Origin of the sequence: Thauera sp. GDN1 (genome assembly GCF_029223545.1) — a bacterium.
GTDB lineage: Bacteria > Pseudomonadota > Gammaproteobacteria > Burkholderiales > Rhodocyclaceae > Thauera.
On record NZ_CP097870.1, the window covers coordinates 626,238 to 651,777 of the forward strand.

25 protein-coding genes and 1 tRNA gene are annotated in these 25,540 nt (G+C 69.7%); 8 read left to right on the forward strand and 18 right to left on the reverse strand.

Annotated elements, in window-relative coordinates; genetic code table 11:
• Nucleotides 1–23: 23 nt before the first annotated feature.
• From CKCBHOJB_RS02765 to CKCBHOJB_RS02775, 3 genes are all read right to left on the reverse strand, one after another.
• Nucleotides 24–512, reverse strand: coding sequence for a DUF4124 domain-containing protein (locus CKCBHOJB_RS02765; protein WP_281050508.1), 489 nt, complete (start codon nucleotides 510–512; stop codon nucleotides 24–26).
• 137 nt (nucleotides 513–649) lie between these two features.
• Nucleotides 650–2,059, reverse strand: a complete 1,410-nt coding sequence (gene glnA, locus CKCBHOJB_RS02770) for a type I glutamate--ammonia ligase (RefSeq protein ID WP_281050509.1) — start codon at nucleotides 2,057–2,059, stop codon at nucleotides 650–652.
• 218 nt (nucleotides 2,060–2,277) lie between these two features.
• A complete protein-coding gene (locus CKCBHOJB_RS02775; protein ID WP_281050510.1) occupies nucleotides 2,278–3,468 on the reverse strand; it encodes a cation diffusion facilitator family transporter in 1,191 nt (396 codons plus the stop codon).
• Between the two features lie 61 nt (nucleotides 3,469–3,529).
• Here CKCBHOJB_RS02775 and CKCBHOJB_RS02780 point away from each other — a divergent pair, with 61 nt between their 5' ends.
• The 4 genes from CKCBHOJB_RS02780 to clsB all read left to right on the forward strand — a co-directional run bounded on the left by CKCBHOJB_RS02780 (nucleotide 3,530) and on the right by clsB (nucleotide 7,140).
• A complete protein-coding gene (locus CKCBHOJB_RS02780; RefSeq protein ID WP_281050511.1) occupies nucleotides 3,530–3,982 on the forward strand; it encodes a rhodanese-like domain-containing protein in 453 nt (150 codons plus the stop codon).
• A 128-nt stretch (nucleotides 3,983–4,110) separates the two neighbouring features.
• Nucleotides 4,111–5,211, forward strand: a complete 1,101-nt coding sequence (nadA, locus tag CKCBHOJB_RS02785; RefSeq protein WP_281050512.1) for a quinolinate synthase NadA — start codon at nucleotides 4,111–4,113, stop codon at nucleotides 5,209–5,211.
• Between the two features lie 25 nt (nucleotides 5,212–5,236).
• Nucleotides 5,237–5,986: an endonuclease/exonuclease/phosphatase family protein gene (locus CKCBHOJB_RS02790; RefSeq protein WP_281050513.1), complete on the forward strand. Its 750-nt coding sequence runs from the start codon at nucleotides 5,237–5,239 to the stop codon at nucleotides 5,984–5,986.
• Complete coding sequence (clsB, locus tag CKCBHOJB_RS02795) at nucleotides 5,986–7,140, forward strand: cardiolipin synthase ClsB (RefSeq protein WP_281050514.1); 1,155 nt, start codon at nucleotides 5,986–5,988, stop codon at nucleotides 7,138–7,140. The genes CKCBHOJB_RS02790 and clsB overlap by 1 nt, the downstream gene beginning before the upstream one ends.
• Nucleotides 7,141–7,260: 120 nt before the next feature.
• Here the strand turns inward: clsB and CKCBHOJB_RS02800 are convergent, their stop codons facing one another.
• Together CKCBHOJB_RS02800 and gluQRS are read right to left on the reverse strand one after the other, a co-directional pair.
• A complete protein-coding gene (locus CKCBHOJB_RS02800; RefSeq protein WP_281050515.1) occupies nucleotides 7,261–7,683 on the reverse strand; it encodes a CoA-binding protein in 423 nt (140 codons plus the stop codon).
• Nucleotides 7,684–7,691: 8 nt separating this feature from the next.
• Nucleotides 7,692–8,630, reverse strand: a complete 939-nt coding sequence (gene gluQRS / locus CKCBHOJB_RS02805) for a tRNA glutamyl-Q(34) synthetase GluQRS (RefSeq protein WP_281050516.1) — start codon at nucleotides 8,628–8,630, stop codon at nucleotides 7,692–7,694.
• Nucleotides 8,631–8,868: 238 nt separating this feature from the next.
• Here gluQRS and CKCBHOJB_RS02810 point away from each other — a divergent pair, with 238 nt between their 5' ends.
• Nucleotides 8,869–9,780: a DMT family transporter gene (locus CKCBHOJB_RS02810; RefSeq protein ID WP_281050517.1), complete on the forward strand. Its 912-nt coding sequence runs from the start codon at nucleotides 8,869–8,871 to the stop codon at nucleotides 9,778–9,780.
• 219 nt (nucleotides 9,781–9,999) lie between these two features.
• Here CKCBHOJB_RS02810 and ychF read toward each other — a convergent pair whose 3' ends face one another.
• Nucleotides 10,000–11,091 carry a redox-regulated ATPase YchF gene (ychF, locus tag CKCBHOJB_RS02815; RefSeq protein ID WP_281050518.1) on the reverse strand — a complete coding sequence of 364 codons (1,092 nt, stop codon included), beginning with the start codon at nucleotides 11,089–11,091 and terminating at the stop codon, nucleotides 10,000–10,002.
• A gap of 284 nt (nucleotides 11,092–11,375) precedes the next feature.
• Here ychF and CKCBHOJB_RS02820 point away from each other — a divergent pair, with 284 nt between their 5' ends.
• On the forward strand, nucleotides 11,376–12,293 hold the full coding sequence (locus CKCBHOJB_RS02820) for a phosphorylase (protein WP_281050519.1): 918 nt from the start codon (nucleotides 11,376–11,378) through the stop codon (nucleotides 12,291–12,293).
• A 6-nt stretch (nucleotides 12,294–12,299) separates the two neighbouring features.
• Here the strand turns inward: CKCBHOJB_RS02820 and pth are convergent, their stop codons facing one another.
• The 7 genes from pth to CKCBHOJB_RS02855 form a co-directional block, all read right to left on the reverse strand.
• On the reverse strand, nucleotides 12,300–12,989 hold the full coding sequence (gene pth / locus CKCBHOJB_RS02825; RefSeq protein WP_281050520.1) for an aminoacyl-tRNA hydrolase: 690 nt from the start codon (nucleotides 12,987–12,989) through the stop codon (nucleotides 12,300–12,302).
• A gap of 45 nt (nucleotides 12,990–13,034) precedes the next feature.
• On the reverse strand, nucleotides 13,035–13,640 hold the full coding sequence (locus CKCBHOJB_RS02830) for a 50S ribosomal protein L25/general stress protein Ctc (protein ID WP_281050521.1): 606 nt from the start codon (nucleotides 13,638–13,640) through the stop codon (nucleotides 13,035–13,037).
• A gap of 91 nt (nucleotides 13,641–13,731) precedes the next feature.
• A complete protein-coding gene (locus tag CKCBHOJB_RS02835; protein ID WP_281050522.1) occupies nucleotides 13,732–14,682 on the reverse strand; it encodes a ribose-phosphate pyrophosphokinase in 951 nt (316 codons plus the stop codon).
• 91 nt (nucleotides 14,683–14,773) lie between these two features.
• A tRNA-Gln gene (locus CKCBHOJB_RS02840) sits at nucleotides 14,774–14,850 on the reverse strand.
• A 40-nt stretch (nucleotides 14,851–14,890) separates the two neighbouring features.
• Nucleotides 14,891–15,778, reverse strand: a complete 888-nt coding sequence (gene ispE, locus CKCBHOJB_RS02845; protein ID WP_281050523.1) for a 4-(cytidine 5'-diphospho)-2-C-methyl-D-erythritol kinase — start codon at nucleotides 15,776–15,778, stop codon at nucleotides 14,891–14,893.
• Nucleotides 15,760–16,368 (reverse strand): lipoprotein insertase outer membrane protein LolB, encoded by a 609-nt coding sequence (lolB, locus tag CKCBHOJB_RS02850; RefSeq protein ID WP_281050524.1) that lies wholly within the window; start codon nucleotides 16,366–16,368, stop codon nucleotides 15,760–15,762. The genes ispE and lolB overlap by 19 nt, the downstream gene beginning before the upstream one ends.
• Entirely contained in the window at nucleotides 16,365–18,080 is a 1,716-nt protein-coding gene (locus CKCBHOJB_RS02855) for a tetratricopeptide repeat protein (RefSeq protein WP_281050525.1), read from the reverse strand. Before CKCBHOJB_RS02855 ends, lolB begins: the two co-directional genes overlap by 4 nt.
• A gap of 176 nt (nucleotides 18,081–18,256) precedes the next feature.
• On the opposite strand from CKCBHOJB_RS02855, the gene mutM reads away from it, so the two are divergent.
• A complete protein-coding gene (gene mutM, locus CKCBHOJB_RS02860) occupies nucleotides 18,257–19,075 on the forward strand; it encodes a bifunctional DNA-formamidopyrimidine glycosylase/DNA-(apurinic or apyrimidinic site) lyase (protein ID WP_281050526.1) in 819 nt (272 codons plus the stop codon).
• 161 nt (nucleotides 19,076–19,236) lie between these two features.
• A complete protein-coding gene (locus CKCBHOJB_RS02865) occupies nucleotides 19,237–21,207 on the forward strand; it encodes a dynamin family protein (protein ID WP_281050527.1) in 1,971 nt (656 codons plus the stop codon).
• Between the two features lie 89 nt (nucleotides 21,208–21,296).
• On the opposite strand, the gene CKCBHOJB_RS02870 is transcribed toward CKCBHOJB_RS02865, so the two are convergent.
• From CKCBHOJB_RS02870 to CKCBHOJB_RS02890, 5 genes are all read right to left on the reverse strand, one after another.
• Nucleotides 21,297–21,548 (reverse strand): YfhL family 4Fe-4S dicluster ferredoxin, encoded by a 252-nt coding sequence (locus tag CKCBHOJB_RS02870; protein WP_281050528.1) that lies wholly within the window; start codon nucleotides 21,546–21,548, stop codon nucleotides 21,297–21,299.
• 19 nt (nucleotides 21,549–21,567) lie between these two features.
• Complete coding sequence (gene coaD / locus CKCBHOJB_RS02875) at nucleotides 21,568–22,056, reverse strand: pantetheine-phosphate adenylyltransferase (RefSeq protein ID WP_281050529.1); 489 nt, start codon at nucleotides 22,054–22,056, stop codon at nucleotides 21,568–21,570.
• Nucleotides 22,053–22,592, reverse strand: coding sequence for a 16S rRNA (guanine(966)-N(2))-methyltransferase RsmD (gene rsmD, locus CKCBHOJB_RS02880; RefSeq protein WP_281050530.1), 540 nt, complete (start codon nucleotides 22,590–22,592; stop codon nucleotides 22,053–22,055). Before rsmD ends, coaD begins: the two co-directional genes overlap by 4 nt.
• On the reverse strand, nucleotides 22,589–24,028 hold the full coding sequence (locus CKCBHOJB_RS02885; RefSeq protein WP_281050531.1) for a pitrilysin family protein: 1,440 nt from the start codon (nucleotides 24,026–24,028) through the stop codon (nucleotides 22,589–22,591). The genes rsmD and CKCBHOJB_RS02885 overlap by 4 nt, the downstream gene beginning before the upstream one ends.
• Nucleotides 24,029–24,098: 70 nt before the next feature.
• The gene (locus tag CKCBHOJB_RS02890; RefSeq protein ID WP_281050532.1) at nucleotides 24,099–25,475 is read right to left on the reverse strand and encodes a pitrilysin family protein; all 1,377 of its coding nucleotides are present in this window, start codon (nucleotides 25,473–25,475) and stop codon (nucleotides 24,099–24,101) included.
• Nucleotides 25,476–25,540: the final 65 nt, after the last annotated feature.

Below are 25,540 nucleotides of genomic sequence, written 5' to 3' on the forward strand. Positions count from 1 at the left end.
GCAAGATGCGCGCCAGACGCGAGTCATCGCAGGCCGGAAATCTCCCGGCGCAGGGCTTCGATGTTGCGCTTGTGCAGCTCGACCTTGTCCTTGAAGGGCTGCAGGCGGTCGAGCACCTTCTGGTAGTTGCGTTCGTCGCCGAGGCGGATGGCCTCCTGCTCGGCGAGCGCCTTCTCGGCGGTGGCGAGCGCCGCCTCCTCGGTGGCCAGCTCGCTCTCCAGCACCTGGCGACGTGCATCGTCGCGGCTGCGCTGGTCGTTGGGGCTCACTCGCGGGAAGGCGGCGGAGGAGCCGGTCGCCGGGGCGGCCGGTGCGGCGCCGGGCCGACGTGCCGGTGCGGGGATCGAGGACACCGGCTGGTCGCTCTGCAGGCGCACGCAGCCGCGGCCGAGAGAGCGGTCGTTGGTGTAGGTCACCCGTCCGTCGGCGCCGGTGCATTTGTAGATGTCTGCGTATGCGGGCGCTGCCACGCCGGAGAGCAGGATCAGCGGAAGGAGTCGAAACAGTTGCATGCGCGTATGTGCGGGACGCGGGCGGCGTCGAGCGCGTGCCGGCGCATCCTTGTCCTTGCGGAATGAAGCCTGATTAGAACCCATAAAAAAAGGACGGGCAATGCCCGTCCTTTCCATGCTGCGCAGTAATCCGCGGATTACAGGCTGTAGTACATGTCGAATTCCACCGGGTGGGTGGTGATGCGCATGCGATCCACCTCTTCCATCTTCAGCGCGATGTAGGCGTCGATGAAGTCGTTGGAGAACACGCCGCCGCGGGTCAGGAACTCGCGATCCTTGTCGAGGTACTCCAGCGCCTGTTCGAGGCTGGTGCACACGGTCGGGATCAGCGCGTCTTCTTCCGGCGGCAGGTCGTACAGGTTCTTGTCGGCCGGGTCGCCCGGGTGGATCTTGTTCTGAATGCCGTCCAGGCCCGCCATCATCAGCGCGGCGAAGCACATGTACGGGTTGGCCAGGGGATCCGGGAAGCGCGCCTCGATGCGGCGGCCCTTCGGGTTGGCGACGTAGGGGATGCGGATCGAGGCCGAACGGTTGCGCGCCGAGTAGGCGAGCTTGGTCGGGGCTTCGTAGTGCGGCACCAGGCGCTTGTACGAGTTGGTGCCCGGGTTGGTGATCGCGTTGAGCGCACGGGCGTGCTTGATGATGCCGCCGATGTAGTACAGCGCGGTCTCCGACAGGCCGGCGTAGCCGTTGCCCGCGAACAGGTTCTGGCCGTCCTTCCAGATCGACTGGTGCACGTGCATGCCGGAACCGTTGTCGCCGACGATGGGCTTGGGCATGAAGGTGGCGGTCTTGCCGTACTGGTGGGCGACGTTGTGCACGATGTACTTGAGCACCTGCGTCCAGTCGGCGCGCTGGGTCAGCGTGCTGAAGCGGGTGCCGATCTCGCACTGGCCGGCGTTGGCCACTTCGTGGTGGTGGACTTCGACCGGCACGCCGCAGGCCTCGAGCGCGAGCACCATGGCGGCGCGCACGTCGTTGAGGCTGTCGACCGGCGGCACCGGGAAGTAGCCGCCCTTGACGCGCGGACGGTGGCCGGTGTTGCCGCCTTCGAACTTGTCGGCGGTGGACCAGGCGGCCTCTTCCGAGATGATCTTGCTATAGACGCCCGACATGTCGACCGACCACTCGACCGAGTCGAAGATGAAGAACTCGGGTTCCGGGCCGAAATAGGCCGTGTCGCCGATGCCGGTGCTCTTCAGGTAGGCCTCGGCGCGCTTGGCGATCGAGCGCGGGTCGCGGTCGTAGCCCTTGCCGTCCGACGGTTCGATGACGTCGCAGGTGATGACCAGCGTGGTCTCGTCGAAGAAGGGGTCGATGTAGGCGGACGAGGGTTCCGGCATCAGGATCATGTCCGAAGCCTGGATGCCCTTCCAGCCGGCCAGCGAGGAGCCGTCGAAGGGGTGGCCGTGCTCGAAGTGCTCTTCCTCGAAGGCGGAAACCGGCAGGCCGACGTGGTGTTCCTTGCCGCGAATATCGGTGAAGCGCAGGTCCACGAAGCGGACTTCGTTTTCCTGGATCATCTTCATGACGTCTTGAGCGTTCATTTTCACTCCTGGTGAGATGAGGCGTTGTGTGCGTTGAGCGGGAGGCACAGCGGCTTGCGGTCGATGCGCCGGATTCGGTGGTCAGTACTAAGCACTAAGCGTGCCAGGTTCGTTCGAAGCCGAAGCTCATTGTGCCATAAGGGGTGATGCTCGAAAGCGGTGCCCGGGCCTGCTGCCGGGCGCACCATTCTGGTGCATTCCGGAGTTTCAATGCACCATTAGAGTGCGAGTTCGTGGAAGACGCGGATGTTGCGGTAGTGCGGGTGTGCTTCCAGCCAGGCGCGGCGGCGGCCGCGCAGGGCTGCGAGCGCCGCCTCGTCCAGGCTTGCGGGCAGGATGAGCTCGACCTCGATGCGCTGGCCGAGATAGTGCAGCTGGATGCGTTTCGGCTCCGGTGCGCCAGGGCCCAGCAGTTGGCGCATCTCGGCGACGATCTGCGCGCGCTCGGGCAGCGGCCCGGGCGGGACGGCCTGCAGTTCGCCGTCGTCCTCCGGGTCGATGTGAACGAGCACGTCCTGCACCTCGGGGTGGGTGGAGCGCACGCGCAGATAGACGTTGTCCGAGACCCGGTGCCCTTCCGACACCGTCAGCCGTGGATCCACCTGCACGTGGGCGTCGCACAGGACGCGGTCGGCCATGCGCCGCGTGCGCATCTCGTGCAGGCCGATCACGCCGGGCGTGGTCTCGATCGTGCGCCGCAGGCGTCGCAGCTCCTCCTCGGGTAGCCCGGTGTCGATCAGCTCGCCGACCGATTTCCACGCCAGCTTCAGCCCCATGTGCAGGATCAGGAAGCCGACGACGGCCGCGGCCAGCGGCTCGAGGAAGGGGTAGCCCGCCAGGCTGCCGCCGATGCCTGCGGCGACGACCAGCGAGGACGCGGCGTCGGAGCGTGCATGCCAGGCGTTCGCCTCCAGCATGGGCGCGCGCAGGCGCCGCGATGCCGCCAGCGTGAAGCGGAACAGCCCTTCCTTGGCGGCCAGGGTCAGCAGCGCCATCGCCAGCGCCGCGGGATGGAGCCCGGGCAGCGCGTCCATGTTCTGCAGGCGCATGCCCGAACTCCACAGGAAGCCGACGCCGACGCCGGCCAGCACCGCGCCCAGCACCAGCGTGGTGGCGGTCTCGATGCGGCCGTGGCCGTAGGGGTGGTCGGTGTCGGCCGGGTCGGCGCCGCGGCGGCCGGCCACCAGCACCATCAGGTCGGTGATGAGGTCGGACAGGGTATGGGTCGCATCGGCGACCAGGCTGAACGCATTGGCGAACAGGCCGATCACGACCTGGCCGACCGTCAGCACGGAGTTGGTCACGATCGCGGTCAGCGTCGCGCGCTGGATGCCCCTGCTGCGCGCCGCCTTGTCATCGAACGCGTGTGTGGAGCCGTGAGGAGAGGGGGGTGTTCGACGGGAGGGCATGGGGGAGGGCGCGACGGACGCGCTATACTTCGGCCGACCCTCATTTTAGACGGATGTTCGCATGGGAACCCTGTCGGACCTGCTGACTCTCGCGCACGAACGCGGGGAGAACCTCGGATTGCCCTACCAGGGCGCGCTCACCCCTGCCGAAGCCTGGCAGGTGATGCAGCTGGCGCCCGGCGTGAAGCTGGTGGACGTGCGCACGCGCGCCGAGCTCGACTGGGTCGGGCGGGTGCCGGGGGCGGTGGAGATCGAGTGGAAGTCCTATCCCTCGATGCAGGACAACCCCAGCTTCCTCGCCCAGCTCAAGCACCAGGTCGACCCCGAGGCGCTGGTGCTGTTCCTGTGCCGTTCAGGCGGGCGCTCGGATGCGGCGGCGCGGCTGGCGAGCGCGTCGGGCTACGCCAACTGCTATAACGTCCTCGAAGGCTTCGAGGGCGACAGGGACGCCCACAACCAGCGCAACCGCGTCGGCGGCTGGCGCCACGCAGGTCTGCCCTGGCATCAGGGCTGAGCGCGCTTTCCTAAGCAAGGGCCCCGTCCACAGGCCGGAACCGGCGGCCTGCTGCAGGGGTCCGATTCCCGCAACCCCAGGAATTCCAGCAAGCCAAGGATTGTCCTGACCGGATCCGGATACCCATCATGCAAGTTTCGACCATCAGCTTCGACCGCTTCAACGTGCTCGCCGACAACGAGGCGCAGGAGCGCATCCGCGCCGCGCGTGCCCGTCTGGGCGACAAGGCGGTGCTGCTGTGCCACCACTACCAGCGCGCCGACGTCTACCAGCACGCCGACCTCACCGGCGACTCGCTCAAGCTCGCGCGCCTGGCCTCGCAGACCGACGCCGAGTTCATCGTGTTCTGCGGCGTGCATTTCATGGCCGAGGTCGCCGACATCCTGTCCAAGCCCAGCCAGATCGCGATCCTGCCCGACCTCGCCGCCGGCTGTTCGATGGCCGACATGGCCAGCCTGGCCAAGGTCGAGCGCTGCTGGCGCGAACTCGCCGAGGTGCTCGACACGCCCGACGAGGTGATCACCCCGGTCACCTACATCAACTCCGCTGCCGACCTCAAGGCCTTCTGCGGCGAGCATGGCGGCATCGTGTGCACCTCGACCAACGCGCCGACCATCCTCGACTGGGCGTTCGCGAAGCGCGAGAAGGTGCTGTTCTTCCCCGACCAGCACCTCGGGCGGTGGACCGGCTTCAAGAAGGGCATCCCGCTCGACGAGATGGTGGTGTGGGATCCCGACCTCGAATACGGCGGCCTCACCCCCGAGCAGATCCGCAAGGCGAAGATCCTGCTTTGGAAGGGCCACTGCTCGGTGCACCAGATGTTCCAGCCGGTGCACATCGACCGCTGGCGCGAGAAGCATCCGCACGGCTTCGTCATCTCCCATCCGGAGAGCATGCTCGAGGTCTGCCAGAAGTCCGACTACGTCGGTTCCACCGAATTCATCCTCAACACCATCACCAATGCGCCGCCCAACACCCACTGGCTGGTGGGCACCGAGCTCAACCTGGTGAGCCGCCTGGCCGAGGAAATGAAGCCGCAGGGCAAGGTGGTGCAGTTCATGGCGCCCACCGTGTGCATGTGCTCGACCATGCAGCGCATCGACCCGCAGCACCTGGCGTGGACGCTGGAGAACCTCGCCGAGGGCAAGGTGGTGAACCAGATCAAGGTGCCCGCGCACGAGGCCGAGCTCGCCCGCATCGCGCTCGACCGCATGCTGGCCGTGTCCTGACCGGCGCGCACGGGGTCCGGTGGCCATGGCGCTCAGGATCTGCAGCTACAACATCCACAAGGGCTTCTCGCAGTTCAACCGCCGCATGGTGGTGCATGAACTGCGCGAGCGCCTGCGCAGCCTCGATGCCGATCTCGTCTTCCTGCAGGAGGTGCAGGGCCTGCATCTGGGCCATCCGGGGCGCCATCCCGACTGGCCGGCCTTGCCGCAGCACGAGTTCCTCGCCGAGGACGCCTGGCAGCAGACCGCCTACGGCGGCAACGCCGTCTACGACCACGGGCACCACGGCAACGCGATCCTGTCCCGCCACCTGATCCTCAGCACCGCCAACCAGGACGTCTCCGACCACCGCTTCGAGCGCCGCGGCCTGCTGCACTGCGAGGTGCAGCTGCCCGAGTTCGCCATGCCGGTGCACTGCGTGTGCGTGCATCTGGGGCTGATGTCGGGCAGCCGGCGGCGGCAGATGATGGCGCTGGCCGAACGCATGGAGCAGCTTGCGCCCGGCGACGCACCGCTGATCATCGCCGGCGACTTCAACGACTGGCGCAACCACGCCGACGAGCTGATCGGCCGCCGGCTCGGGCTGACCGAGGCCTTCGGCAGCGGCAAGGGGCGGCCGCCGCGCAGCTTTCCGAGCGCGCTGCCCTTCTTCCGCCTCGATCGCATCTACGTGCGCGGCTTCCGCGTGCGCCAGGCTGAGGTGCATTACGGCGCGCCGTGGGCGCGGATCTCCGACCACGCGGCGCTCACCGCCGACCTGGAGCCGGTGTCCTGATGCAGTTCCTGGCCGGCAACGCGGTCGCGCTGCTGGAGAATGGCGAGCAGTACTTCCCGGCGCTGGAAGCCGAGATCGACGCCGCCGGGCGCGAGATCTTCCTGCAGACCTACATTTTCGACGACGACCGCAGCGGCCAGCGCATCGCCGCCGCGCTCGCGCGTGCCGCGGCGCGCGGCGTGGCGGTCAAGCTCATGGTCGACGGCTTCGGCGGCCGCCCCTTCGTCGCCCGCATCCTGCCGCGGCTGCGTGCGGCGGGCGTGCAGGTGCTGATCTACCGCCGCGAACTGCGTCCGCTGTCGCTGCGTCGCCACCGCCTGCGCCGGATGCACCGCAAGGTGGTGGTCATCGACGGCCGGGTGGCCTTCGTCGGCGGCATCAACGTCGTCGACGATTTCGATGCCGGCCTGCTGGCGCATCCGCGCTTCGACTACGCGGTGCGGGTCGAGGGTCCTCTGCTGGAGCCGATCGTCGCTTCCGCGCAGCGCCTGTGGCGGCTGGTGGCATGGGCGAGCTTCCGCCGTCGCGACTCGCAGCCCTTTCTGGCGCCACCGCGTGTCGAGCCGGTGGGTGAGATCCGCGCAGCCTTCCTGGTCCGCGACAACCTGCGCTACCGGCATGCGATCGAGGATGCCTACCTCGATGCGATCGCCGGCGCGCGTGACGAGATCGTCCTCGCCAACGCGTACTTCTTCCCCGGCCGGCGCTTCCGCCAGGCGCTGGTCGACGCGGCCGCGCGCGGGGTGCGGGTGACCCTGCTGCTCCAGGGGCTGTCCGACCACCCGCTGCAGGTCTATGCCACCCGCGCGCTGTACCCGATGTTCCTGGCGCGCGGGATCCGCCTGTTCGAGTATCACCGCAGCCACCTGCACGCCAAGGTGGCGGTGATCGACCGCCGCTGGTCCACCGTGGGTTCCAGCAACATCGACGCCTTCAGCCTGCTGCTGGCACGCGAGGCGAACGTGTTCGTCGACGATGCGGGCTTCGCCGCCCGCCTGCGCGCCAGCCTGGAAGCGGCGATCTGTGCCGGCGCCCGCGAACTCAAACCCTCCGACTGGCAGCGCCTGCCCCTGCTGCGCCGCGGACTGAGCTGGCTGGCCTACCAGGTGGTGCGCCTGGCGATCGGCATCGCCGGCTACGGCGGGAGGCACTGACACCGCGCCGAGGTTCGCACGGCGGGGTGCCGAGGGTTCGTGTTGGAGCGCCGCAAGGCGCGATTCGGGCCGATGGGGCTGAGGTACCCGGGTGGATCGCCCCGCCGCCGTGTTCGCGCTTCAGCCGATCAGGCGGCGATGCTCGATCTTGGTGCAGCGATCGCTCACCACTTTCAGTCCGGCGGCGGCGGCCTTGTCCGCAGCTTCGGGCGCGATTACCCCGAGTTGCAGCCACACGCTGGCGGCTCCCACCGCGATCGCCTCGTCCACCACCGCCATCACCTCTGTCGGCTTGCGGAACACGTCGACGATGTCGATCTTGCCCGGCACCTCGTGCAGGCTGGGGTAGCACTTCAGGCCCATGACCTCCTGGTAGGCCGGGTTGACCGGGATGATCGTGTACCCGGCGCGCTGCAGGTAGTGCGCGACCTCGTGGCTGGGGCGATCGGGCTTGGCGGAGATGCCCACGACTGCGATCGTGCGTGTTTCCTGCAGCAGCTTGCGGATGGCCTCGGGCTGGGCGCTGATGTCGTTCGGATGCATGGATTTCCTCAGAAGGAGCCGTCCGCCACCGCCTGGCGGCAGTGCGGCACGGCGGCGATGGACCAGTGCGCCTGCGCCCACCGCCAGAGTTCGGCCAGCGGTGCGCCGGCGAGCGTGCCGGGGGGATTCTGGCCGAGAAAGCGCAGTGCGGCCAGCAGTGCGGCCTGCGGCGGGTGCTCGTCGATGGCGCGCGCCAGGGTCTGCTTGGAGAGCTTCTCGCCGGCGGCGTTGGTGGCGAGCGGCAGGTGCGCGTAGGCCGGAACCGGTGCGCCGAGCAGGCCGAGGAGGTGGATCTGGCGTGCGGTGGAGTCGAGCAGGTCGGCACCGCGCACGACGTGGGTGACGCCGGCCTCGGCATCGTCGACCACCACCGCGAGCTGGTAGGCGAACAGGCCGTCGGCGCGCCTGACCACGTAGTCGCCGGCGTCGGCGGCGAGGTCGATCTCCTGCGGTCCCTGCACCGCGTCGTCGAAGTGGATCACGCCGTCCGCGCGCACCCGCCAGGCGCGGCCTTCGCGTCTGGGCGCCAGGCCGCCGCGGCAGGTGCCCGGATAGCGGCGCGAGCCGTCGCGGGCGAGCGGCTGGCCGACGAGTTCGCGCCGGGTGCAGACGCAGGGGTAGGCGTGGCCGGCGGCTTTCAGGGTGTCGAGCGCAGCCTCGTAGGCTGCGCTGCGGCGGCTCTGGCGGACGATCTCGCCGTCCCACTCGAAACCGAAGCGTGCCAGCGTGGCGATGATGCCCTCGGCGGCGCCGGGAACGCTGCGCGGGGCATCGACGTCCTCGATGCGCAACAGCCAGCGTCCGCCGTGCGTGCGTGCGTCGAGGTAGCTGCCGACCGCGGCGACCAGCGAGCCGAAGTGCAGCGCGCCGGTGGGCGAGGGCGCGAAGCGGCCGATGTAGGGGGCGGAGGAATCCGGCGACGTGAAGGTGGTGGCGAAGGACTGCATGGCGTGGATGCTAGCATCGGCCGGCCCGTCGCCTGCAACCGAGGGCGGCGAGGCCGCGGCCGGGCATCCGGAATGGGTTATCGTGCACGCCTTCGCGCCGCCGCTGTGGCGCCCTTCGCCTCCTCGCCACCGTGTCGCTCCCCGCTTCGCTCCGCCTGCCGTCCCAAGCGACCTCCGCCCTCGCTGCCCGCCCGCGCCCTGAGCGCCGGCTCCCGCGGCGCGTGCCCGAGGTCGGCCGATGAGCGCCCCGTCGACGCCGCACGCCCCGGCTGCGGGCCAGCGCCTCGAAGCCGACCTGCTGCTGACACTGACCACGGTCATTGCCGCCGCAGGCTGGATCTTCTCCAAGGAGGCGCTCGCCGGCATGCCGCCGCTGACCTTCGTCGGCCTGCGCTTCGCGATCGCCGGTCTGGTGCTGGCCATGTTCTCGCTGCCGCAGTTGCGGGCGCTCGACCTGCGCGGCCTGCGCGACAGCGTGCTCGTCGGCGCCCTGTTCGCCGCCGGCATGGTGCTGTGGATCCTCGGCCTGGCGCACAGCAGCCATCTGGGCGAGGCCTCGTTCATCTCCAGCATGGGCATCGTCATGGTGCCGGTGTTCGCACGCCTGTTCTTCGGCGACCGTCCGCCGTCCACCACCTGGTTCGCGCTGCCGCTGGCGCTGGGCGGTTTCGCCTGCCTGTCGCTCGAGGGCGGCTTCCGCATCGAGCTCGGGCAGTGGTTCTTCCTCGGCGCGGCGACCGTGTTCGCGCTGATGTTCAACGTCAATTCGCATGTGGTGCGCAACGTGCCGGTGCGTGCACTGAGCGTGGTGCAGATGCTGGCGGTCGGCGTGCTGGTGTTGCCGCCCGCGCTGCTGATCGAGAGCTGGCCGCAGCAGTGGAGCGGGGCGATGCTCGGCTGGCTGCTCGCCAGCGCGCTGCTCGCCACCACGCTGCGCTTCCTGCTCCAGCTCTATGGCCAGAGCCTGACCACGCCCAGCCATGCGGCGCTGATCATGATGCTCGAGCCGGTATGGACCGCGCTCGCCGCGGCGTGGTGGTTCGCCGAGACCATGAGCGCGCTGCAGCTCGCCGGCTGCGGGCTGATCTTCCTGGCGCTGGTGGTCAGCCGCTGGGTGTGGATCCGCGGGCTGTTCGGCGGGCGGGCGTAGGCAGCCGGCGCGGCTTGTCCCCAGCGGATGGGGACGAGCCTGTGGGGCACCATGTGGATAAGTGCGCACAGGCCATGCCGGCGCTGGGCTTCGAGTCGTTGCTCAAGAATGAGGCAGCGCCCTGGACACCCCGGAAGCGCGATGAAAAAAACCGCGCGGGTGCGCGGTTCTCCGTGGGCTTTCATGACGTCCCGACCGCGAACGAGGCCGGGATGACGGTCACACGTTGAAGAGGAAGTTCAGCACGTCGCCGTCCTTGACCACGTACTCCTTGCCTTCCGCGCGCATCTTGCCCGCTTCCTTGGCGCCGGCCTCGCCCTTGTACTGGATGAAGTCGTCGAAGGCGATGGTCTGGGCGCGGATGAAGCCGCGCTCGAAGTCGGTGTGGATCACGCCGGCGGCCTGCGGCGCGGTGTCGCCGACGTGGATGGTCCACGCGCGCACTTCCTTGACGCCGGCGGTGAAGTAGGTCTGCAGGCCGAGCAGCTTGTAGCCGGCGCGGATCAGGCGGTCGAGGCCGGGCTCTTCCAGGCCCATGGTCTCGAGGAATTCCTTCTTGTCGGCGTCCTCGAGGTCGGCGATCTCGGCCTCGATCGCGGCGCACAGCGCGACCACCTCGGCGCCCTCGGCGGCGGCGTGGGCGCGCACGGCGTCCAGGTGCGGGTTGTTCTCGAAGCCGTCCTCGGCGACGTTGGCGGCGTAGAGCACCGGCTTGGCGGTGATCAGGCAGAAGGGCTTGATGCTGGCCCATTCTTCCTTCGACAGGTCGAGCGCGCGCACCGCCTTGCCGGCGTCGAGCTGGGCGAAGCACTTCTCCAGCACGGCAACCAGGATCTTGGCTTCCTTGTCGCCCGAGGCGGCGGGGCGCTTGTAGCGATTGAGCGCCTTCTCGACGGTGGCCATGTCGGCCAGCGCGAGCTCGGTGTCGATGACCTCGATGTCGCGGATCGGGTCGACGCTGCCGGAGACGTGGATGACGTTGTCGTCGGCGAAGCAGCGCACCACGTGCACGATGGCGTCGGTCTCGCGGATGTTGGCGAGGAACTGGTTGCCCAGGCCTTCACCCTTGGATGCACCGGCGACCAGACCGGCGATGTCGACGAATTCGACGATGGCGGGCTGGATCTTCTGCGGCTTGACGATCTCGGAGAGCTGGGCAAGGCGCGGGTCGGGGACCTCGACGATGCCGACGTTGGGCTCGATGGTGCAGAAGGGGTAGTTCTCGGCCTGGATGCCGGCCTTGGTCAGCGCATTGAAGAGGGTCGACTTGCCGACGTTGGGCAGGCCGACGATTCCGCATTTCAGGCTCATGTGAATCCTTGATCGTTCCGGGGGCGTGCGCCGCTTCGTCGGCGGCTACGGTCTTGATCCGGTGTGGAAAACCCGGGATTGTACCGTGTCGCGGGGTGCGGCTCCAAAGTGGGCGCGGGCGGTGGGGCGACGCTCGTCGGGTCGCCCGCGGTGGTAGGGAAGGCGATCAGGGCGTGGGGCCGGCAGCCGCGAACCTCCGCATGAGGGCGCATGGCCCTTGGCGCCTTGCCGGCCTACAATCGCCCGTTCTGCATTTGTCCAAAAACAGACGGGAGGAGACGGGGATGAGCACCAACTGGATCGAGGCGATCGACACCCGCAGCGCGGCGGCGCTGGCGTCGGGGGCGCTGGTGCCGGTGCAGGCCGAGCAGGTCGAAATCGAGGACGCCGGGATGCGCTTCATCGTGCGCTGGGTGTCCTCGCTGGCAGCCAAGGATGCGAGCAGGACCGGCGCCAACGCGGCGGAGGGCGGGAAGGCGAAGGACGAGAAGACGGTCGCGATCCCGGGCGGGCCGCGCGATCCGAACTTCAACCCCTTCCTGAATCCCGATCCCGAGCTGACCGTGGGGCCGATCGGCGATACCCATGTCGCCATCCTGAACAAGTTCCCGTTGTGCGCGCGCCACCTGGTGCTGGCACGGCGCGAGTTCGAGGAGCAGCTGCTGCCGCTGGCGCCCAGCGATTTTTCCGCGCTCGCCGAGCTGATGGGCGAGGCGGGCGGGATCGGGCTGTACAACGGCGGCACCGCCGCGGGGGCGAGCCAGCGTCACAAGCATGTGCAGTGGATGCCGGACGATGCCGGCAACGCCAGCCTGCGGTTGTTCGCGCCCGGGCTGCCGCCGGGCCTGGCGGAGCAGGGCGTGGCCACGCATCCCGCGCTGCCGATGCGGCATTGCTTCGTGCGCGTGCGCTGCGGCCGGGGCGAGGCGACGAAGGTCGCGGCCGACAGCCTGCACGCGGGTTTCGAGCGTGCCTGCGCGGAGCTGGGTCTGGAAGCGGGGGAGGATGGGCTGCTGCCGCCCTTCAACCTGCTCGCGGGCGAGGGCTGGCTGCTGGCGATTCCGCGCCGCCAGGAGCATTTCGAGGGCATCTCGATGAGCGCGGTGTGCTTCGGCGGCACGCTGTACACCCGCCATCGCGAGCAGATCGAGGCGATCCGCGCGGTGGGGCCGCTGCGCGCGCTGGCCGCGGTCGGGTACTGAGCGGGTTCAGGCGCCGGAGCCGTCCGTCACGGGCGGTTCCGCGCTCGCGTCCGGCTGCGCTGACCCGGGGGGCTTGGCAGGCTTCGGCGGCTTGGGCGGTTTCGGTGCTGCGGGGCGGGCGTTGAGCCGGGTCGCCGCGGCGTTGAGTTCGCCGCGCACGATCTGCGGCCAGATCGCGAGTGCCTTGTCGATGGCCTCGTCGATCAGCTGCTGTTCCTCGCGGCGCGCGGGCTTGAGCACGAAATTGACCACCTCGTTGCGGTCGCCTGGATGGCCGATGCCGATGCGCAGTCGCCAGTAGTCGTTCGTGCCGAGGTGGGCCGAGGTGTCCTTCAGCCCGTTGTGGCCGCCGAGGCCGCCACCGAACTTGAGGCGCAACTGCCCGGGCGGGATGTCGAGTTCGTCGTGCACGACGAGGATCTCGGCGGGCTCGATGCGGTAGAAGCGCGCCAGAGCGCCGATGGCCTGGCCGGAGCGGTTCATGTAGGTCTGCGGCATCAGCAGCCACATGCCGGCTTCGCGCGCGTTGGCGACCAGGCCGTGGAAACGGGATTCGTGCGAGAAGCGCGCACCGAGTTCGTCGGCGAGCCGCTCACAAAACCAAAACCCGGCGTTGTGCCGGGTTTCGGAATATTCGGCGCCCGGATTGCCGAGGCCGACGATCAGACGGGGCGGACGCGCAGGCGCGTTGCTCATCGTTCGTCGGTCTCCGGCATCCGGGCTGCGGGCGTCGGAAGTGGCTTACGCCGCTTCGCCTTCGCCCTCGCCCTCGGCGGCAGCACCCTTCACGACCAGCGCGGTCGCGACCACCGGGTCGCCTTCGCCGTGCTGGACCAGCTCGACGCCGGCCGGAAGCGTGATCTGCGAGACGTGCACCGACTGGCCGGCTTCCAGTGCCGACAGGTCGACCGAGATGAACTCGGGCAGGTCCTTGGGCAGGCACTGCACGTCGAGTTCGTTGATGGTGTGCGAGATCATGCAGCCGCCGAGCTTGACGGCCGGGCTGACGTCGTCGCCGACGAAGTGCAGGGGCACCTTCAGGTGCATCTTCTGGCCGGCGTCGACGCGCTGGAAGTCGAGGTGCAGCACCTGCTGCTTGAACGGGTGCCATTGCACGTCGCGCAGCACGGCGTTCTGCTTGGCGCCTTCGACGTCGATGCTCAGCACGGAAGCGTGGAAGGCTTCCTTGCGCAGCAGGTGGTAGAGCTCGTTGTGGTCCATGGCCACGGCCTGGGCTTCGCCCGCACCGCCGTAGATGATGCCCGGGATCTGGCCGGCGCGACGCAGGCGGCGGCTCGCACCCGTACCCTGCGCGTCACGCTTGGTGGCCTTGAATTCGATTTGCATGGTGATGCTCCTGAGTGGATGTTGTCCGCGCCCGCGACCAGGCGAAGACGTAGGAAGCCCGCGGCGCCTTGCGGCGCCACGGGCGGAAAACTTATTCCATGAACAGCGAGGACACCGATTCCTCGTTGCTGATGCGCAGGATGGTGTCGGCGAGCAGCGAGGCCACCGAGACCTGGCGGATGCGGTTGCAGGCCCTGGCATCCTCGCGCAGCGGGATGGTGTCGGTGACGACGAGCTCGTCGAGGTCGGATTCGGCGATGCGCGACACCGCGGCGCCCGACAGCACCGCGTGGGTGCAGTAGGACAGCACGCGCTTGGCACCGTGCTGCTTGAGTGCGGCGGCAGCCTTGCACAGCGTGCCGGCGGTGTCGACGATGTCGTCCATGATCACGCAGGTGCGGCCTTCGACCTCGCCGATGATGTTCATGACCTCGGAGACGTTGGCCTTGGGACGGCGCTTGTCGATGATCGCCAGATCGCATTCCATGCGCTTGGCGAAGGCGCGTGCGCGCACCACGCCGCCGACGTCGGGCGACACGACCAGCAGGTCGTCGTACTTCTGCTTGTCGAGATCGTTCAGCAGCACCGGCGCGGCATAGACGTTGTCGACCGGGATGTCGAAGAAGCCCTGGATCTGGTCGGCGTGCAGGTCCATGGTCAGCAGGCGCTGGACGCCGACGGCCTGCAGCATGTTGGCCACGACCTTGGCGGTGATCGGCACGCGTGCCGAGCGCGGGCGGCGGTCCTGGCGGGCGTAGCCGAAGTAGGGGATGGCGGCGGTGATGCGGCCGGCGGAGGCGCGCTTCAGCGCGTCGACCAGCACCAGCAGTTCCATCAGGTTGTCGTTGGTCGGCGAGCAGGTGGGCTGCAGGACGAAGACGTCCTTGCCGCGCACGTTCTCGAGCAGTTCGACGTTGACTTCACCATCCGAAAACCGGCCGACGGTGGCCGAACCGAGGGAGATGCCCAGACGTCGCGTCACGTCGGCGCCGAGCTTGGGGTTGGCGTTGCCGGTGAAGACCATCAGGCTGCCGTGGGGCATTTCTGCTACTCCGAGTGCCGTAAGAAACGACGCGCGAATATTCGGCGCGTAAAAACGACTCGGGCAGACCCGTGGTCTGCCCGTCGTTGTATGGCTGGGGAGGAAGGATTCGAACCCTCGAATGCCGGAATCAAAATCCGGTGCCTTAACCGACTTGGCGACTCCCCAAGAAACCTTTTCGCCTGCGCTGCGATCGTTCAGGCGGGCACTATTGTAACCACTCGTAAAGCGGATGGCGAGAGAGACTTCGCGCCTTCCATGCTTTCCAGCGTGGCGGACAATCTTTCGTGATGCGGTCGGCCTCGACTTCCGAGGGAACTTCCGCGAACACGCAGGCGCCCGAGCCTGTCATCATGGCCGGCGCAAAGGCGCCCAGCCAATCGATCGCGCGCTGCACTTCCGGATAGCGACTGCAGGCCACGGCTTGCAGGTCGTTTCGCGTAGTGCTTGCTGCGAAGTCCACCATTTTGATGGGGGTGGTGTTTCGCGTCAAGTCCTCCGCCGAAAAAATTTCCGCGGTCGGCACCGAGACTCCCGGCGAGACCACCACGTACCACGCCGGCGGCAGCGCGAGCGGCTGCAGCGCCTCGCCGACGCCTTCGGCGAAGGCGTCGCGGCCGAAGACGAAGACCGGGACGTCGGCGCCGAGGCGCAGGCCGAGTGCCTGCAGGTCGGTGCGCGAAAGTCCGGTGCCCCACAGACGGTTGAGGGCGATCAGCGTGGTCGCCGCATCCGAACTGCCGCCGCCGATGCCGCCGCCCATCGGCAGCACCTTGTGCACCGTGATGTCCGCGCCGAGCGTGCTGCGGGTGTGGGTCTGCAGCAGGCGCGCGGCGCGCACGACCAGGTCGTCGGCCTCGGCCACGCCCGGCACCTCATTCACGCGGCGGATGCGGCCGTCGCTGCGCAGCGCGAAGTCGAGCGTGTCGCCCCAGTCGAGCAGGCGGAACGCCGTCTGCAGCAGGTGGTAGCCGTCGGCGCGGCGGCCGACGACGTGCAGGAAGAGGTTGAGTTTGGCCGGTGCCGGGCAGGCGTCGAGCCGCGTCGGGTGTCGGTCGTCGGCGGTTGTGGGGGCGGTCAGGGCAGGGCGGTCCATGAATCGATGAGCAGGCGGATGCGGGCGTCGCCGCGCGAGATGTCGAGGCGGGCGGGCAGGGCGTCGGGGCGATCGTCGGCGTAGGCGAGGTAGTCGATCCGCCAGCCGTGGTCGATCACCAGCAGCGGGCGTCCGGCGGCATCGCGTTCACGGACTTCGGCGCCGCCGTCGGGTGCGCCCTGCACCCAGCGCGGCAGGCGGGCGGACGGCACGTCGACGCCCAGCACCTCGGGCAGCAGCGCGTCGGCGCTGGCGGCATCGCGCTGCGTGCCGTCCGCGCTCAGCAGGCGGGCGCCGTCGGGGTCGCTGTCGAGGCGGGCGACGACCTGGCCGAGCGGGCTGAGCAGGGTCAGGCGGTCGGCTTGGGCGGCGTGCTCCCATTCGACCCGGCCGCTCGCGGCCTGGCGGCCGTCGGTGGCGGACAGCCGGCCCTCGAGCACGAAGGCGTTCATCAGCGGGCGCGGCGCGGCGCCGACGGTCCCGCGCGGGGCGAGCGGGGCGCAGGCCGCGAGCGCCACCGTCACGAGCGCTCCCGCGAGCAGGGTGCGACGGCGCGGTGCGGGTGGTCGCAATGGTTCCGAGCGCCTCATCGGATGCCGAGGCGAACTGCGGTTGCGTTGAGGAGGGCGTTGTCCGGATGGGCGGCGAGCGCCTGATCGAGGATGCGGCGGGCATCGTCGCGGCGGGACAGGCTCCACAGCACCTCGCCGAGGTGGGCGGCGATCTCGGCGTCCTGGCGCTTGGCATAGGCGCGCTCGAGATGGACCAGCGCGCCCGCGCCATCCCCGCGCCGGAAGCGCACCCAGCCCAGGCTGTCGAGGATGAAGGGGTCGTCGGGGGCGAGTTCGAGCGCGCGCAGGATCAGCGCCTCGGCCTCTTCCAGGCGCAGCTTGCGATCGGCGAGCGAGTAGCCGAGCGCGTTGTGCGCATGGGCGTGGTCGGGCTGCAGTTCGATCACCCGGCGCAGGCGGGTTTCCATCAGGTCGACGCGGTCGATGTGTTCGGCCAGCATCGCGGCCTCGTAGAGCAGGCCGGTGTCGTCGGGCGTCTCGCGCAGGGCGTCGTCGAGCACCAACAACGCTTCGGCCGGGCGCCTGGCGTCGCGCAGGATCTGCACCTCGGCGAGGATGTAGCGGCGCATGACCTCCGGTTCGTCGGCCTCGGCCTGCAGCAGGGCGCGCGCTTCGTCGACGCGGCCCTCGCGGGCGATACTCTGCGCGCTGCGGATGTTGGCCTCGGGGCGGAGTTCGGGGTCGGTGACCTCGTCGAACCACTTTCGCGCCGCTTCGCCCTGGCCGCGTTCGGCGGCGATCTGCCCGAGGTGCAGGCGGATCAGGTCGGATTGCGGATGTCCGGCCGCCAGTGCGCGCACGAAATGGACCTCGGCTTCAATCGGCTGCTCCAGTTGCAGCGACAGCAGACCGACCGCGTACAGCAGCTCGGCGTCGTTCGGCGAGGCTTCGAGCAGGCGGCGGAATTCGGTGCGTGCGGCCTCGAAGCGCTGCGCCGACACCAGGGCGCGCGCCCAGGCGAGGCGCAGCGTGGTGCTTTCGGGCTTGCGCGCGACCTCGGCCTCGAGCTGGCGCAGGGCCTCGTCGCCGGCCCCGGCCTGCTGCAGGATCTGCGCCTTCATCAGCACGGCGGGCTCCCAGCCCGGGTGGAGTTGGAGCGCCCGTTCGACGGCGGCCAGGGCGCCCATCGGGTCTTCGGCCGCCACCGCGGCCTGCGCGCGCGCAATGTGTGCCTCGGGGACGTCCAGATAGGGCTCGGTGAGCCGACCGACGATGCCGCGCACCGCCTGCTTGTCGGGCACCCGCGCCAGGGTACGGTTGAGGCCGAGCAGGTTCTGCGCGAGCCGGCCGTTGGACTGCGCCAGCACGCGGGCGAGCTGGATCTGGACGGCGTCGAGATCGATCTCGCCGCCGTGTTCGGCGCCGCTCATGCTGGCCAGCACGCGCCGGGCTTCCTCCGAGTCGGGCGCGAGCTCCGCCCAGAGGCGCGCCGCTTCGGTCGCCATGCGCAGGTTGCGCGAATACATCGCGATCTCGGTCGCCCGGCGCGCGATGCGCGGGTCGCGGGTGGAGCGCGCGAGGTCGAGGTAGAGCTGCGCCGACAGGCCGATCTGCCCGCGCGCGCCGGCGATCTCGGCGAGCAGGAAGTGGTACAGCGTGCGCGGGGTCAGCTCCTGGTTCGGAAGCGGGCCGCCGACCGCATCGCCATTGGCCGCCGTCGCGGTCCCGCACGCGCCGAGCGCCAGGGCGAGGCAGAGGGAGCGGGCGAGGCGGGAAAGCTGGGTCTTCATGGCAAGGGTCCGGCGGACTTCGATGGAATGCGACGCGGCGCGACGACGGCGACCGGTTGCGCAGGTCGTCGGCTGGAGCGGGTTGGAGGGCTGAACTAGAATTCGGTTCGCGCCATGCCATGGTATGCAGATCGGCGCCATGGCCGCAACCTGTCCCGCCCGAGAGAGTCCTGCCGATGCCCGAACTGCCGGAAGTCGAGACCACCCGCCGCGGCATCCGCCCCCATGTCGAGGGCCGGGTGCTGACCGCGCTGAAGGTGCGCAATCCGCGCCTGCGCGTGCCGGTGCCGGGCGAGCTGCCGGCGCTGCTCGCGGGGCGGACCCTGCGCGCGGTGGGGCGGCGCGCCAAGTACCTGCTGCTGGATTTCGACGCAGGCACGGTGATCGTGCACCTGGGCATGTCGGGCAGCCTGCGCCTGGTGCGCAGCGAGGAGCCGCCCGGCGCGCACGACCATGTCGATTTCGTCTTCGGTGCGCACGCGCTGCGCCTGCGCGATCCGCGTCGCTTCGGCATGGTGGTGTGGCAGGAGGGCGAGGCGGCGCGCCATCCGCTGCTGGCGCGGCTCGGTCCCGAGCCGCTCGATGGCGCCTTCGACGCGGCCTGGCTGCACAAGCTCACCCGCGGCCTGCGGGCGCCGATCAAGCATGTGCTGATGGACAGCCATCGCGTCGTCGGCGTGGGCAACATCTACGCGTCCGAGAGCCTGTTCCGCGCCCGCGTCCACCCGCTGGAGGCGGCCGGTCGCCTCGGCCCGCGGCGCTGTGCGCGGCTGGTCGCGGCGGTACGCGAGACGCTGGCGGCGGCGATCGCGGCCGGCGGCAGCACGCTGCGCGACTTCGTCGGCGGCGATGGCCAGCCCGGCTACTTCCAGCAGCAGTATTTCGTCTACGGCCGCGAGGGCGAGGCCTGTCGTGTGTGCGCCACGCCGGTCCGGCGCGTGGTCAGCGCGCAGCGTGCGACCTTCTTCTGCCCGCGCTGCCAGCGCCGCGGCTGAGTCGGCCGGCATGCGCCCGGCGGCGTGATCCGCGCCCGGCGTGCAATTTGGCACGGAAGCAGCGTGGGAAGCTGGCTATGCTCCGCGGGCGAGGGCGTGGAAGCGAGGGGCGCTCCCCTTGCTCCAGCTCCCGCGCGGGACCCTGTCCGACGAGTGAACCGATGACCGATCTGACCGAACAATTCTCGGCCTACAGCCGTTGGCGCAGCCACGCGGGAGAGGCCGTGACCCGCCTGCGCAGCTGGCTGGCACGCAACGACGTGGGCGATGCGCAGTCCGAGCTGCGCCTGCAGTACCTGCTCGACAGGCTGCGCGACGACAAGCTCACCGTGGCCTTCGTGGCCGAGTTCTCGCGCGGCAAGTCCGAGCTGATCAACGCCATCTTCTTCGGCGACCACGGCGACCGCATCCTGCCCTCGAGCGCAGGCCGCACCACGATGTGTCCGACCGAGCTGCAGTGGAGCAAGGGCGCGGTCCCCGAGCTGCGCCTGCTGCCGATCCGCACGCGTGCGCAGCAGGCTTCCGTGAGCGAGCTCAGGCGCCATCGCGAGGCATGGACGATCGAGCCCCTGGCCGCGGTCGATGCGGCCAGCCTGCAGCGCGCGCTCGCGCGCGTGGGCGAGACCGAACGCGTCGGCGCCGAGCAGGCGCGGGCGCTGGGCTTCGCGGTCGATTCCGGCGGTGACGAGGGCCTCAAGCCGGGGGCCGACGGCCTGGTCGAGATCCCGCGCTGGCGGCATGCGCTGATCCAGTTCCCGCATCCGCTGCTCGAGCAGGGGCTGGTCGTGCTCGACACCCCGGGCCTGAACGCGATCGGCGCCGAACCCGAGCTGACCCTGTCGATGCTGCCCAATGCCCATGCGGTGCTGTTCATCCTCGCTGCCGACACCGGCGTCACCCAGAGCGATCTCGCGGTGTGGCGCAATTACGTGCAGGCAGGCGCGACGCGTCAGCGCGGGCGCATCGTGGTGCTCAACAAGATCGACGGGCTGTGGGACGGGTTGCGCGACGAAGCACAGATCGACCGCGAGATCGGTCGCCAGATCGAGTCTGTGGCCGGAACGCTCGGCATCGATCGCACTGCGGTATTCCCGGTCTCGGCGCAGAAGGCCCTGGTCGCGCGCATCCAGGACGACCAGCCGCTGCTCGCGCGCAGCCGCATCCCGGCGCTCGAGCGCGCGCTGAGCGAGGACCTGCTGCCGACCCGGCAGGAGATCGTGCGCGACGACATCCTCGCCGAGACCCGCGAGGCCAGCGCGAAGACCCGCACCCTGCTCGAGGCCCGGCTCGCCGGCTTGCGCGAGCAGCTCCAGGAGCTCACCGACCTGCGCGGCAAGAACCAGAGCGTCATCGAATACATGATGCGCAAGATCCGCAGCGAGAAGGAAGAGTTCGACCAGGGCCTGCAGAAGTACTACGCGGTGCGCTCGGTGTTCTCGGACCTCACCAACAGCCTGCTCGACCACATGGGGCTGGACACGCTGCGCGACGAGACCCGCCGCACCCGCGAGGCGATGCTCGAATCGACCTTCACGCAAGGCCTGCGCGAGGCGATGGAGGGCTACTTCGAGAACCTGCGCGCCAACCTGCAGCGCTCGACTGCCGAGATCTCCGAGATCACCCGCATGCTCGAGGCGATGTACAAGCGCTTCAGCGTCGAGCACGGCCTCAAGCTGTCGGCGCCGGAGGCCTTCTCGACGCTGCGTTACGAGAGCGAGCTAGACCGCCTGGAGGCGATCTTCAACCGCCAGATCAATACCGCGCTCACCCTGGTGACGACCGGGAAGCAGGCGCTGACGCAACAGTTCTTCGAGACCGTGGCGATGCAGGCTCGGCGCACCTTCGAGCTCGCCAACCAGGACGTCGAGCAGTGGCTGCGCGCGGTCATGTCGCCGCTGGAGACCCAGGTGCGCGAGTACCAGATACAGCTCAAGCGCCGCCTGGAGAGCGTCAAGCGCATCCACGAGGCGACCGACACGCTGGAGAACCGGGTCGAGGAGCTCGCGCAGAACGAGGCCGCCGTCCGTGCGCTGATCGCCGAGCTCGACGCGCTCGAGGCCGGCATCGCCGACACGCTCGGTGTGCCTGTCGCCGCAGCGCGGGTGCGCGACGAGGTGCGCGCGGCCGCCTGAGGCCGGATAGGCCCCGACATAGGGCCGGAATGGACGAAGGGGCGAACCAGTGGTCCGCCCCTTCGCTTTTCGGGATGCCGTCTGCCCGCTCAGGCCTTGCCGGTCAGCTTGAGGAACTTCTCCATCAGCTGGTCCTTGGTTTCCTTGTGGTCGGGGTCGAGCGGGATACAGTCGACCGGGCACACCTGCTGGCACTGCGGCTCGTCGAAGTGGCCGACGCACTCGGTGCACTTGTTGGGGTCGATCTCATAGATCTCGTCGCCCTGGGAAATGGCGCCGTTCGGGCACTCCGGTTCGCAGACGTCGCAGTTGATGCATTCGTCGGTAATGATCAGAGCCATGGTCTTCGCTTCCTTGCGTTTACTTTGATTTGAGTCTTTCCTGCAGCCGTGCGAGCACCCTGGGCTGCACGAACTTGCTGACGTCGCCGCCGAGGCGGGCGATCTCCCGCACCATCGTGGCGGAAATGAACATGAACTCCTCGCCGGGCGTCAGGAATACCGTTTCGACGTCCGGATAGAGCTTGCGGTTCATGCCCGCCATCTGGAATTCGTACTCGAAGTCCGATACCGCACGCAGCCCGCGCAGGATCACGCGCGCATCCTGCTGCTTGAGGAACTCCATCAGCAGGCAGTCGAAGCCGACCACGTCCACGTTCGGGAAGGCCGACACCGCCTCGCGCGCGATATCGACCCGGTCCTCGAGCGAGAAGATCGGATTCTTGCTGTTGCTGCGCGCAACCGCGACCACGACGCGGTCGAACAGGATCGACGCGCGCCGCACCAAGTCCTCGTGTCCGCGGGTGAACGGATCGAAGGTGCCCGGATAGACCGCGATCGCTTCCTTCATGCCTGACTCCTGCGCATCAGATGGAAATGAACCTGCCCGGCGCGGCCCTGCCTGACGACATGCCATGCACCGAGCTGCTCCACTGCGGCCTCGGACTCGACATAAAGCCATCCCGCCGGCTCGAGTAGCCGGTCGAGCCAGGGCTGCACCTGCTCGATCCAGCCCTGCTTGTAGGGCGGATCGAGGAACACGCCGTCGAACCTGCGCGGCGTCGTTTGCGCGAATCTTACCGCATCGCCGCGCACGATCTCTACTTGCGACGCCTGTAGGGTCTTTGCCGCCTTGTGCAGTGCGTCGAGCGCGCGCGGATCGCGCTCGACCAGCACCACGCCCGCCGCGCCGCGCGACGCGGCTTCGAAGCCGAGGATGCCGGTGCCGGAGAAGAGATCCAGGCAGTGCTGGCCGTCGAGATCCTGCCCCAGCCAGTTGAACAGGGTTTCGCGCACGCGATCCGGCGTCGGCCGCAGGCCGGGCACGGCGGCGACGTCGAGCAGGCGGGAGCGCAACTGGCCGCCGACGATGCGGACGCGGCTCATCGTGCGGAGCTCTCGCCGGGGCTTGCGTTGCCGGCGGCCGGGGCGCCGTTCGCTGGCGCCGGCTTGTCGCCGTCGCCGCCGGCGATCACGGTGACGAGCTGCTCGGGGCGGATGCGGCGCTGCCAGGCGTCGCGCACCGCGGCGACGTCGACGGCGGCGACCTGCTGCGGGTAGCGCTCCAGCCAGTCGAGCGGCAGGCGATAGAAGCCGATCATCGCCACGTAGTCGAGCAGCTTGGCGTTGGAGTCCAGGCGCAGGCCGAAGCCGTTGACGATGTTGTCCTTGGCGGCCTGGAGTTCCTCCACCCCGGGGCCTTCGGCGAGGAAGGCGGCGAGGGTCGCGCGCACCACCGCGAGCGCTTCCTCGGCCTGGCCGCCGCGCGTCTGCAGGCCGATCTGGAACGGCCCGGCGACCTGCTGCGGCGACAGGAAGCTGTACACGCTGTAGGCGAAGCCGCGCTTCTCGCGCACCTCGCGCGTCAGTCGCGACACGAAGCCGCCCCCGCCGAGCACGTGGTTGCCGACCAGCAGCGGGAAGTAGTCCGGGTCCTCGCGCGCCATGCCGGGCTGGCCGACCAGGATGTGGGCCTGGGCCGAGGGGTGCGGGATGCGGAATACCTGCGCCGCAGTGGGAGCCGGGGCGGGCGGCGCGATGGCGGGTTCGGTGGCGGGCAGGGCTTCGGTGAGGCGGACCGCGATGCGCTCGGCGGTCGCGCGGTCGAGGTCGCCGACGATGGCCACGGAGGCGCGATTGGCACCGTAGTGGCGGCGGTGGAAGTCCACCAGGTCCTCGCGCTGGATCGCTGCCAGCGACTCCGGCGTGCTGTCGTGGCCGTAGGGATGGCCGGCATAGAGCGCGGCCTTGAACTGGCGCGCGGCCAGCGTCGCGGGCTTGGTCAGCGCCTCGCGCAGGCCGGCGATCGCGCGGCTGCGCTCGCGTTCCAGGACCTCGGCGGGGAAGGTCGGGCGGGCGAGCAGGGTGGCCACGAGTTCGACCGCGGCGTCGAGTTCGGCGGGCGAGGACAGGCTGCGCAGCGACAGGCTGGCGCGGTCGTCGTCGACCCCGCCGCGGACCTCGATGCCGAGGTCGGCCTTGTGGTCGGCGATGGTCTGCTCGTCGAGATCGCCGGCGCCGGCGTCGAGCAGGGCCTGGGTCATGCTGGCCAGCCCGGCCTTGTAGGCCGGGTCGAGCGCGCTGCCGGCGGCGAAGTCGATCTGGATGTCGACCAGCGGCAGCGCGCGGCTCTCGACCAGATGCACGCGTGCGCCGGTGGGCGCGCTCCAGTGCTGGATCTCGGGCGCGGCGCGCACCGGTGTGGCGAGGGCGGCGAGGCCGAGGCAGAGCGCGGCGGCGCGGGCGAGGGCGACGATCGCCGGGGCGCGCCCGATGCGCTGCGCAGCGGTGGGCGGGGCGGTGAGCGGGAAGAGGGTGGTCATGGCGGAGCGGATTCCGTGCGTGGCGTCTCGGCGGCGCGGGGCCTGGATGGGATGGGCTCGGGCGCGGACTTCAGTGGCGCGCGGCGGCGGCAGACGAGCGCGGGCGCTGTTCGCCCGGCGCCTGTGGTTCGAGGCGGGCGGTGTTGAGGCTGAGGTCGTCGAAGTAGCGCTTCGCCACCGCCTGCACCTCCTCGGCGGTCACCGCGCGCAGGCCTTCGAGCAGCCTTTCCTCGTCGCGCCAGGACATGCCGGCGGATTCGAGGTAGCCGATCTCCATCGCCTGGCCCATCAGCGAGTCGCGCTTGTAGACCTGGGCGGCGATCGCCTGCGTCTTCACCCGCGCCAGCTCCTGCGCGCTGATGCCCTCGTCGCGGATGCGCTGCAGCTCGGCGCGCAGCGCCGCGGCGAGCACGTCGGGCGTGGTGCCGGCGGCGGGCACGCCGTGCAGGTAGAACAGCGCCGGGCCGCGGTTGCCGGTGTCGTAGCTGGCGCCGGCGCTGACCGCGATCTGGCGGTCGCGGACGAGGTTGCGGGTGAGGCGGGCGCCGTCGTAGCCGTCGAGGACCGCAGCGAGCACGTCGAGCGCGTAGGCCTCGCGGTCGCTTTCCGGGTCGCGCAGCGCGGGCACGTGCCAGGCCATCGCGACATAGGGCAGTTCGGCGGGGGCCTTCACCACCGCGGCGCGCGGGCCGCGCTGCGCCGGCTCGGAGGAGGGGCGCCGCGCCGGCAGTTCGCGCGCGGCGATGCTGCCGTAGTGCTTCTCGGCTTCGCGGAACACCTCGCGGTGGTCCACGTCGCCGACCACCACCAGATACGCGTTGTTGGGCGCATACCAGCGCCGGTACCACGCGCGGGCGTCCTCCGGCTGCATCGCCTCGAGGTCGGGCATCCAGCCGATCACCGGGCGGCGGTAGGGGTGGGCCTGGTAGGCGGTGGCCATCAGCTGCTCGAATACCAGCGCGCGCGGCTGGTCGTCGGTGCGCAGGCGGCGTTCTTCCTTGACCACCTCGAGCTCGCGCGCGAACTCCTCGTCGGTCAGCACCAGGTGCTGCATGCGGTCGGCCTCGAGCGCCATCATCGTCGACAGATGGGCTGGCGGAACCTGCTGGAAATAGGCGGTGTAGTCCTTGCCGGTGAAGGCGTTGTCGCGCCCGCCGAGCGCGGCCACGCGCGCGTTGAACTCGCCCGGCCCGACCTCCTTCGTACCCTTGAACATCATGTGCTCGAGCACGTGGGCGACGCCGGAGACGCCGTCCGGCTCGTCCATCGCGCCGGCGCGGTACCACACCATGTGCACCACCGAGGGCGCGCGGCGGTCCTCCTTGACGATCAGCTTCATGCCGTTGGCGAGCGTGGTCTCGAAGGGGTTGGCGAGGGCGGGCTGGGTGAGCGTGGCGGCGAGCACGGCGCCGAGCGTCAGGCTGCGGGCAAGGGCTTGGCGAAACATGGAGTTGTCCTGCATCTGTTAGAATCCGCGGCACTCCGCGAGGCCTGCTGCGCGCTGCGCAGCCC

Coding starts and splice junctions, on each gene's coding strand:
- CKCBHOJB_RS02765 (WP_281050508.1), bottom strand. CDS start 512: ATGCAACTGTTTCGACTCCTTCCGCTGATCCTGCTCTCCGGCGTGGCA.
- glnA (WP_281050509.1), bottom strand. CDS start 2,059: ATGAACGCTCAAGACGTCATGAAGATGATCCAGGAAAACGAAGTCCGC.
- CKCBHOJB_RS02775 (WP_281050510.1), bottom strand. CDS start 3,468: ATGCCCTCCCGTCGAACACCCCCCTCTCCTCACGGCTCCACACACGCG.
- CKCBHOJB_RS02780 (WP_281050511.1), top strand. CDS start 3,530: ATGGGAACCCTGTCGGACCTGCTGACTCTCGCGCACGAACGCGGGGAG.
- nadA (WP_281050512.1), top strand. CDS start 4,111: ATGCAAGTTTCGACCATCAGCTTCGACCGCTTCAACGTGCTCGCCGAC.
- CKCBHOJB_RS02790 (WP_281050513.1), top strand. CDS start 5,237: ATGGCGCTCAGGATCTGCAGCTACAACATCCACAAGGGCTTCTCGCAG.
- clsB (WP_281050514.1), top strand. CDS start 5,986: ATGCAGTTCCTGGCCGGCAACGCGGTCGCGCTGCTGGAGAATGGCGAG.
- CKCBHOJB_RS02800 (WP_281050515.1), bottom strand. CDS start 7,683: ATGCATCCGAACGACATCAGCGCCCAGCCCGAGGCCATCCGCAAGCTG.
- gluQRS (WP_281050516.1), bottom strand. CDS start 8,630: ATGCAGTCCTTCGCCACCACCTTCACGTCGCCGGATTCCTCCGCCCCC.
- CKCBHOJB_RS02810 (WP_281050517.1), top strand. CDS start 8,869: ATGAGCGCCCCGTCGACGCCGCACGCCCCGGCTGCGGGCCAGCGCCTC.
- ychF (WP_281050518.1), bottom strand. CDS start 11,091: ATGAGCCTGAAATGCGGAATCGTCGGCCTGCCCAACGTCGGCAAGTCG.
- CKCBHOJB_RS02820 (WP_281050519.1), top strand. CDS start 11,376: ATGAGCACCAACTGGATCGAGGCGATCGACACCCGCAGCGCGGCGGCG.
- pth (WP_281050520.1), bottom strand. CDS start 12,989: ATGAGCAACGCGCCTGCGCGTCCGCCCCGTCTGATCGTCGGCCTCGGC.
- CKCBHOJB_RS02830 (WP_281050521.1), bottom strand. CDS start 13,640: ATGCAAATCGAATTCAAGGCCACCAAGCGTGACGCGCAGGGTACGGGT.
- CKCBHOJB_RS02835 (WP_281050522.1), bottom strand. CDS start 14,682: ATGCCCCACGGCAGCCTGATGGTCTTCACCGGCAACGCCAACCCCAAG.
- ispE (WP_281050523.1), bottom strand. CDS start 15,778: ATGGACCGCCCTGCCCTGACCGCCCCCACAACCGCCGACGACCGACAC.
- lolB (WP_281050524.1), bottom strand. CDS start 16,368: ATGAGGCGCTCGGAACCATTGCGACCACCCGCACCGCGCCGTCGCACC.
- CKCBHOJB_RS02855 (WP_281050525.1), bottom strand. CDS start 18,080: ATGAAGACCCAGCTTTCCCGCCTCGCCCGCTCCCTCTGCCTCGCCCTG.
- mutM (WP_281050526.1), top strand. CDS start 18,257: ATGCCCGAACTGCCGGAAGTCGAGACCACCCGCCGCGGCATCCGCCCC.
- CKCBHOJB_RS02865 (WP_281050527.1), top strand. CDS start 19,237: ATGACCGATCTGACCGAACAATTCTCGGCCTACAGCCGTTGGCGCAGC.
- CKCBHOJB_RS02870 (WP_281050528.1), bottom strand. CDS start 21,548: ATGGCTCTGATCATTACCGACGAATGCATCAACTGCGACGTCTGCGAA.
- coaD (WP_281050529.1), bottom strand. CDS start 22,056: ATGAAGGAAGCGATCGCGGTCTATCCGGGCACCTTCGATCCGTTCACC.
- rsmD (WP_281050530.1), bottom strand. CDS start 22,592: ATGAGCCGCGTCCGCATCGTCGGCGGCCAGTTGCGCTCCCGCCTGCTC.
- CKCBHOJB_RS02885 (WP_281050531.1), bottom strand. CDS start 24,028: ATGACCACCCTCTTCCCGCTCACCGCCCCGCCCACCGCTGCGCAGCGC.
- CKCBHOJB_RS02890 (WP_281050532.1), bottom strand. CDS start 25,475: ATGTTTCGCCAAGCCCTTGCCCGCAGCCTGACGCTCGGCGCCGTGCTC.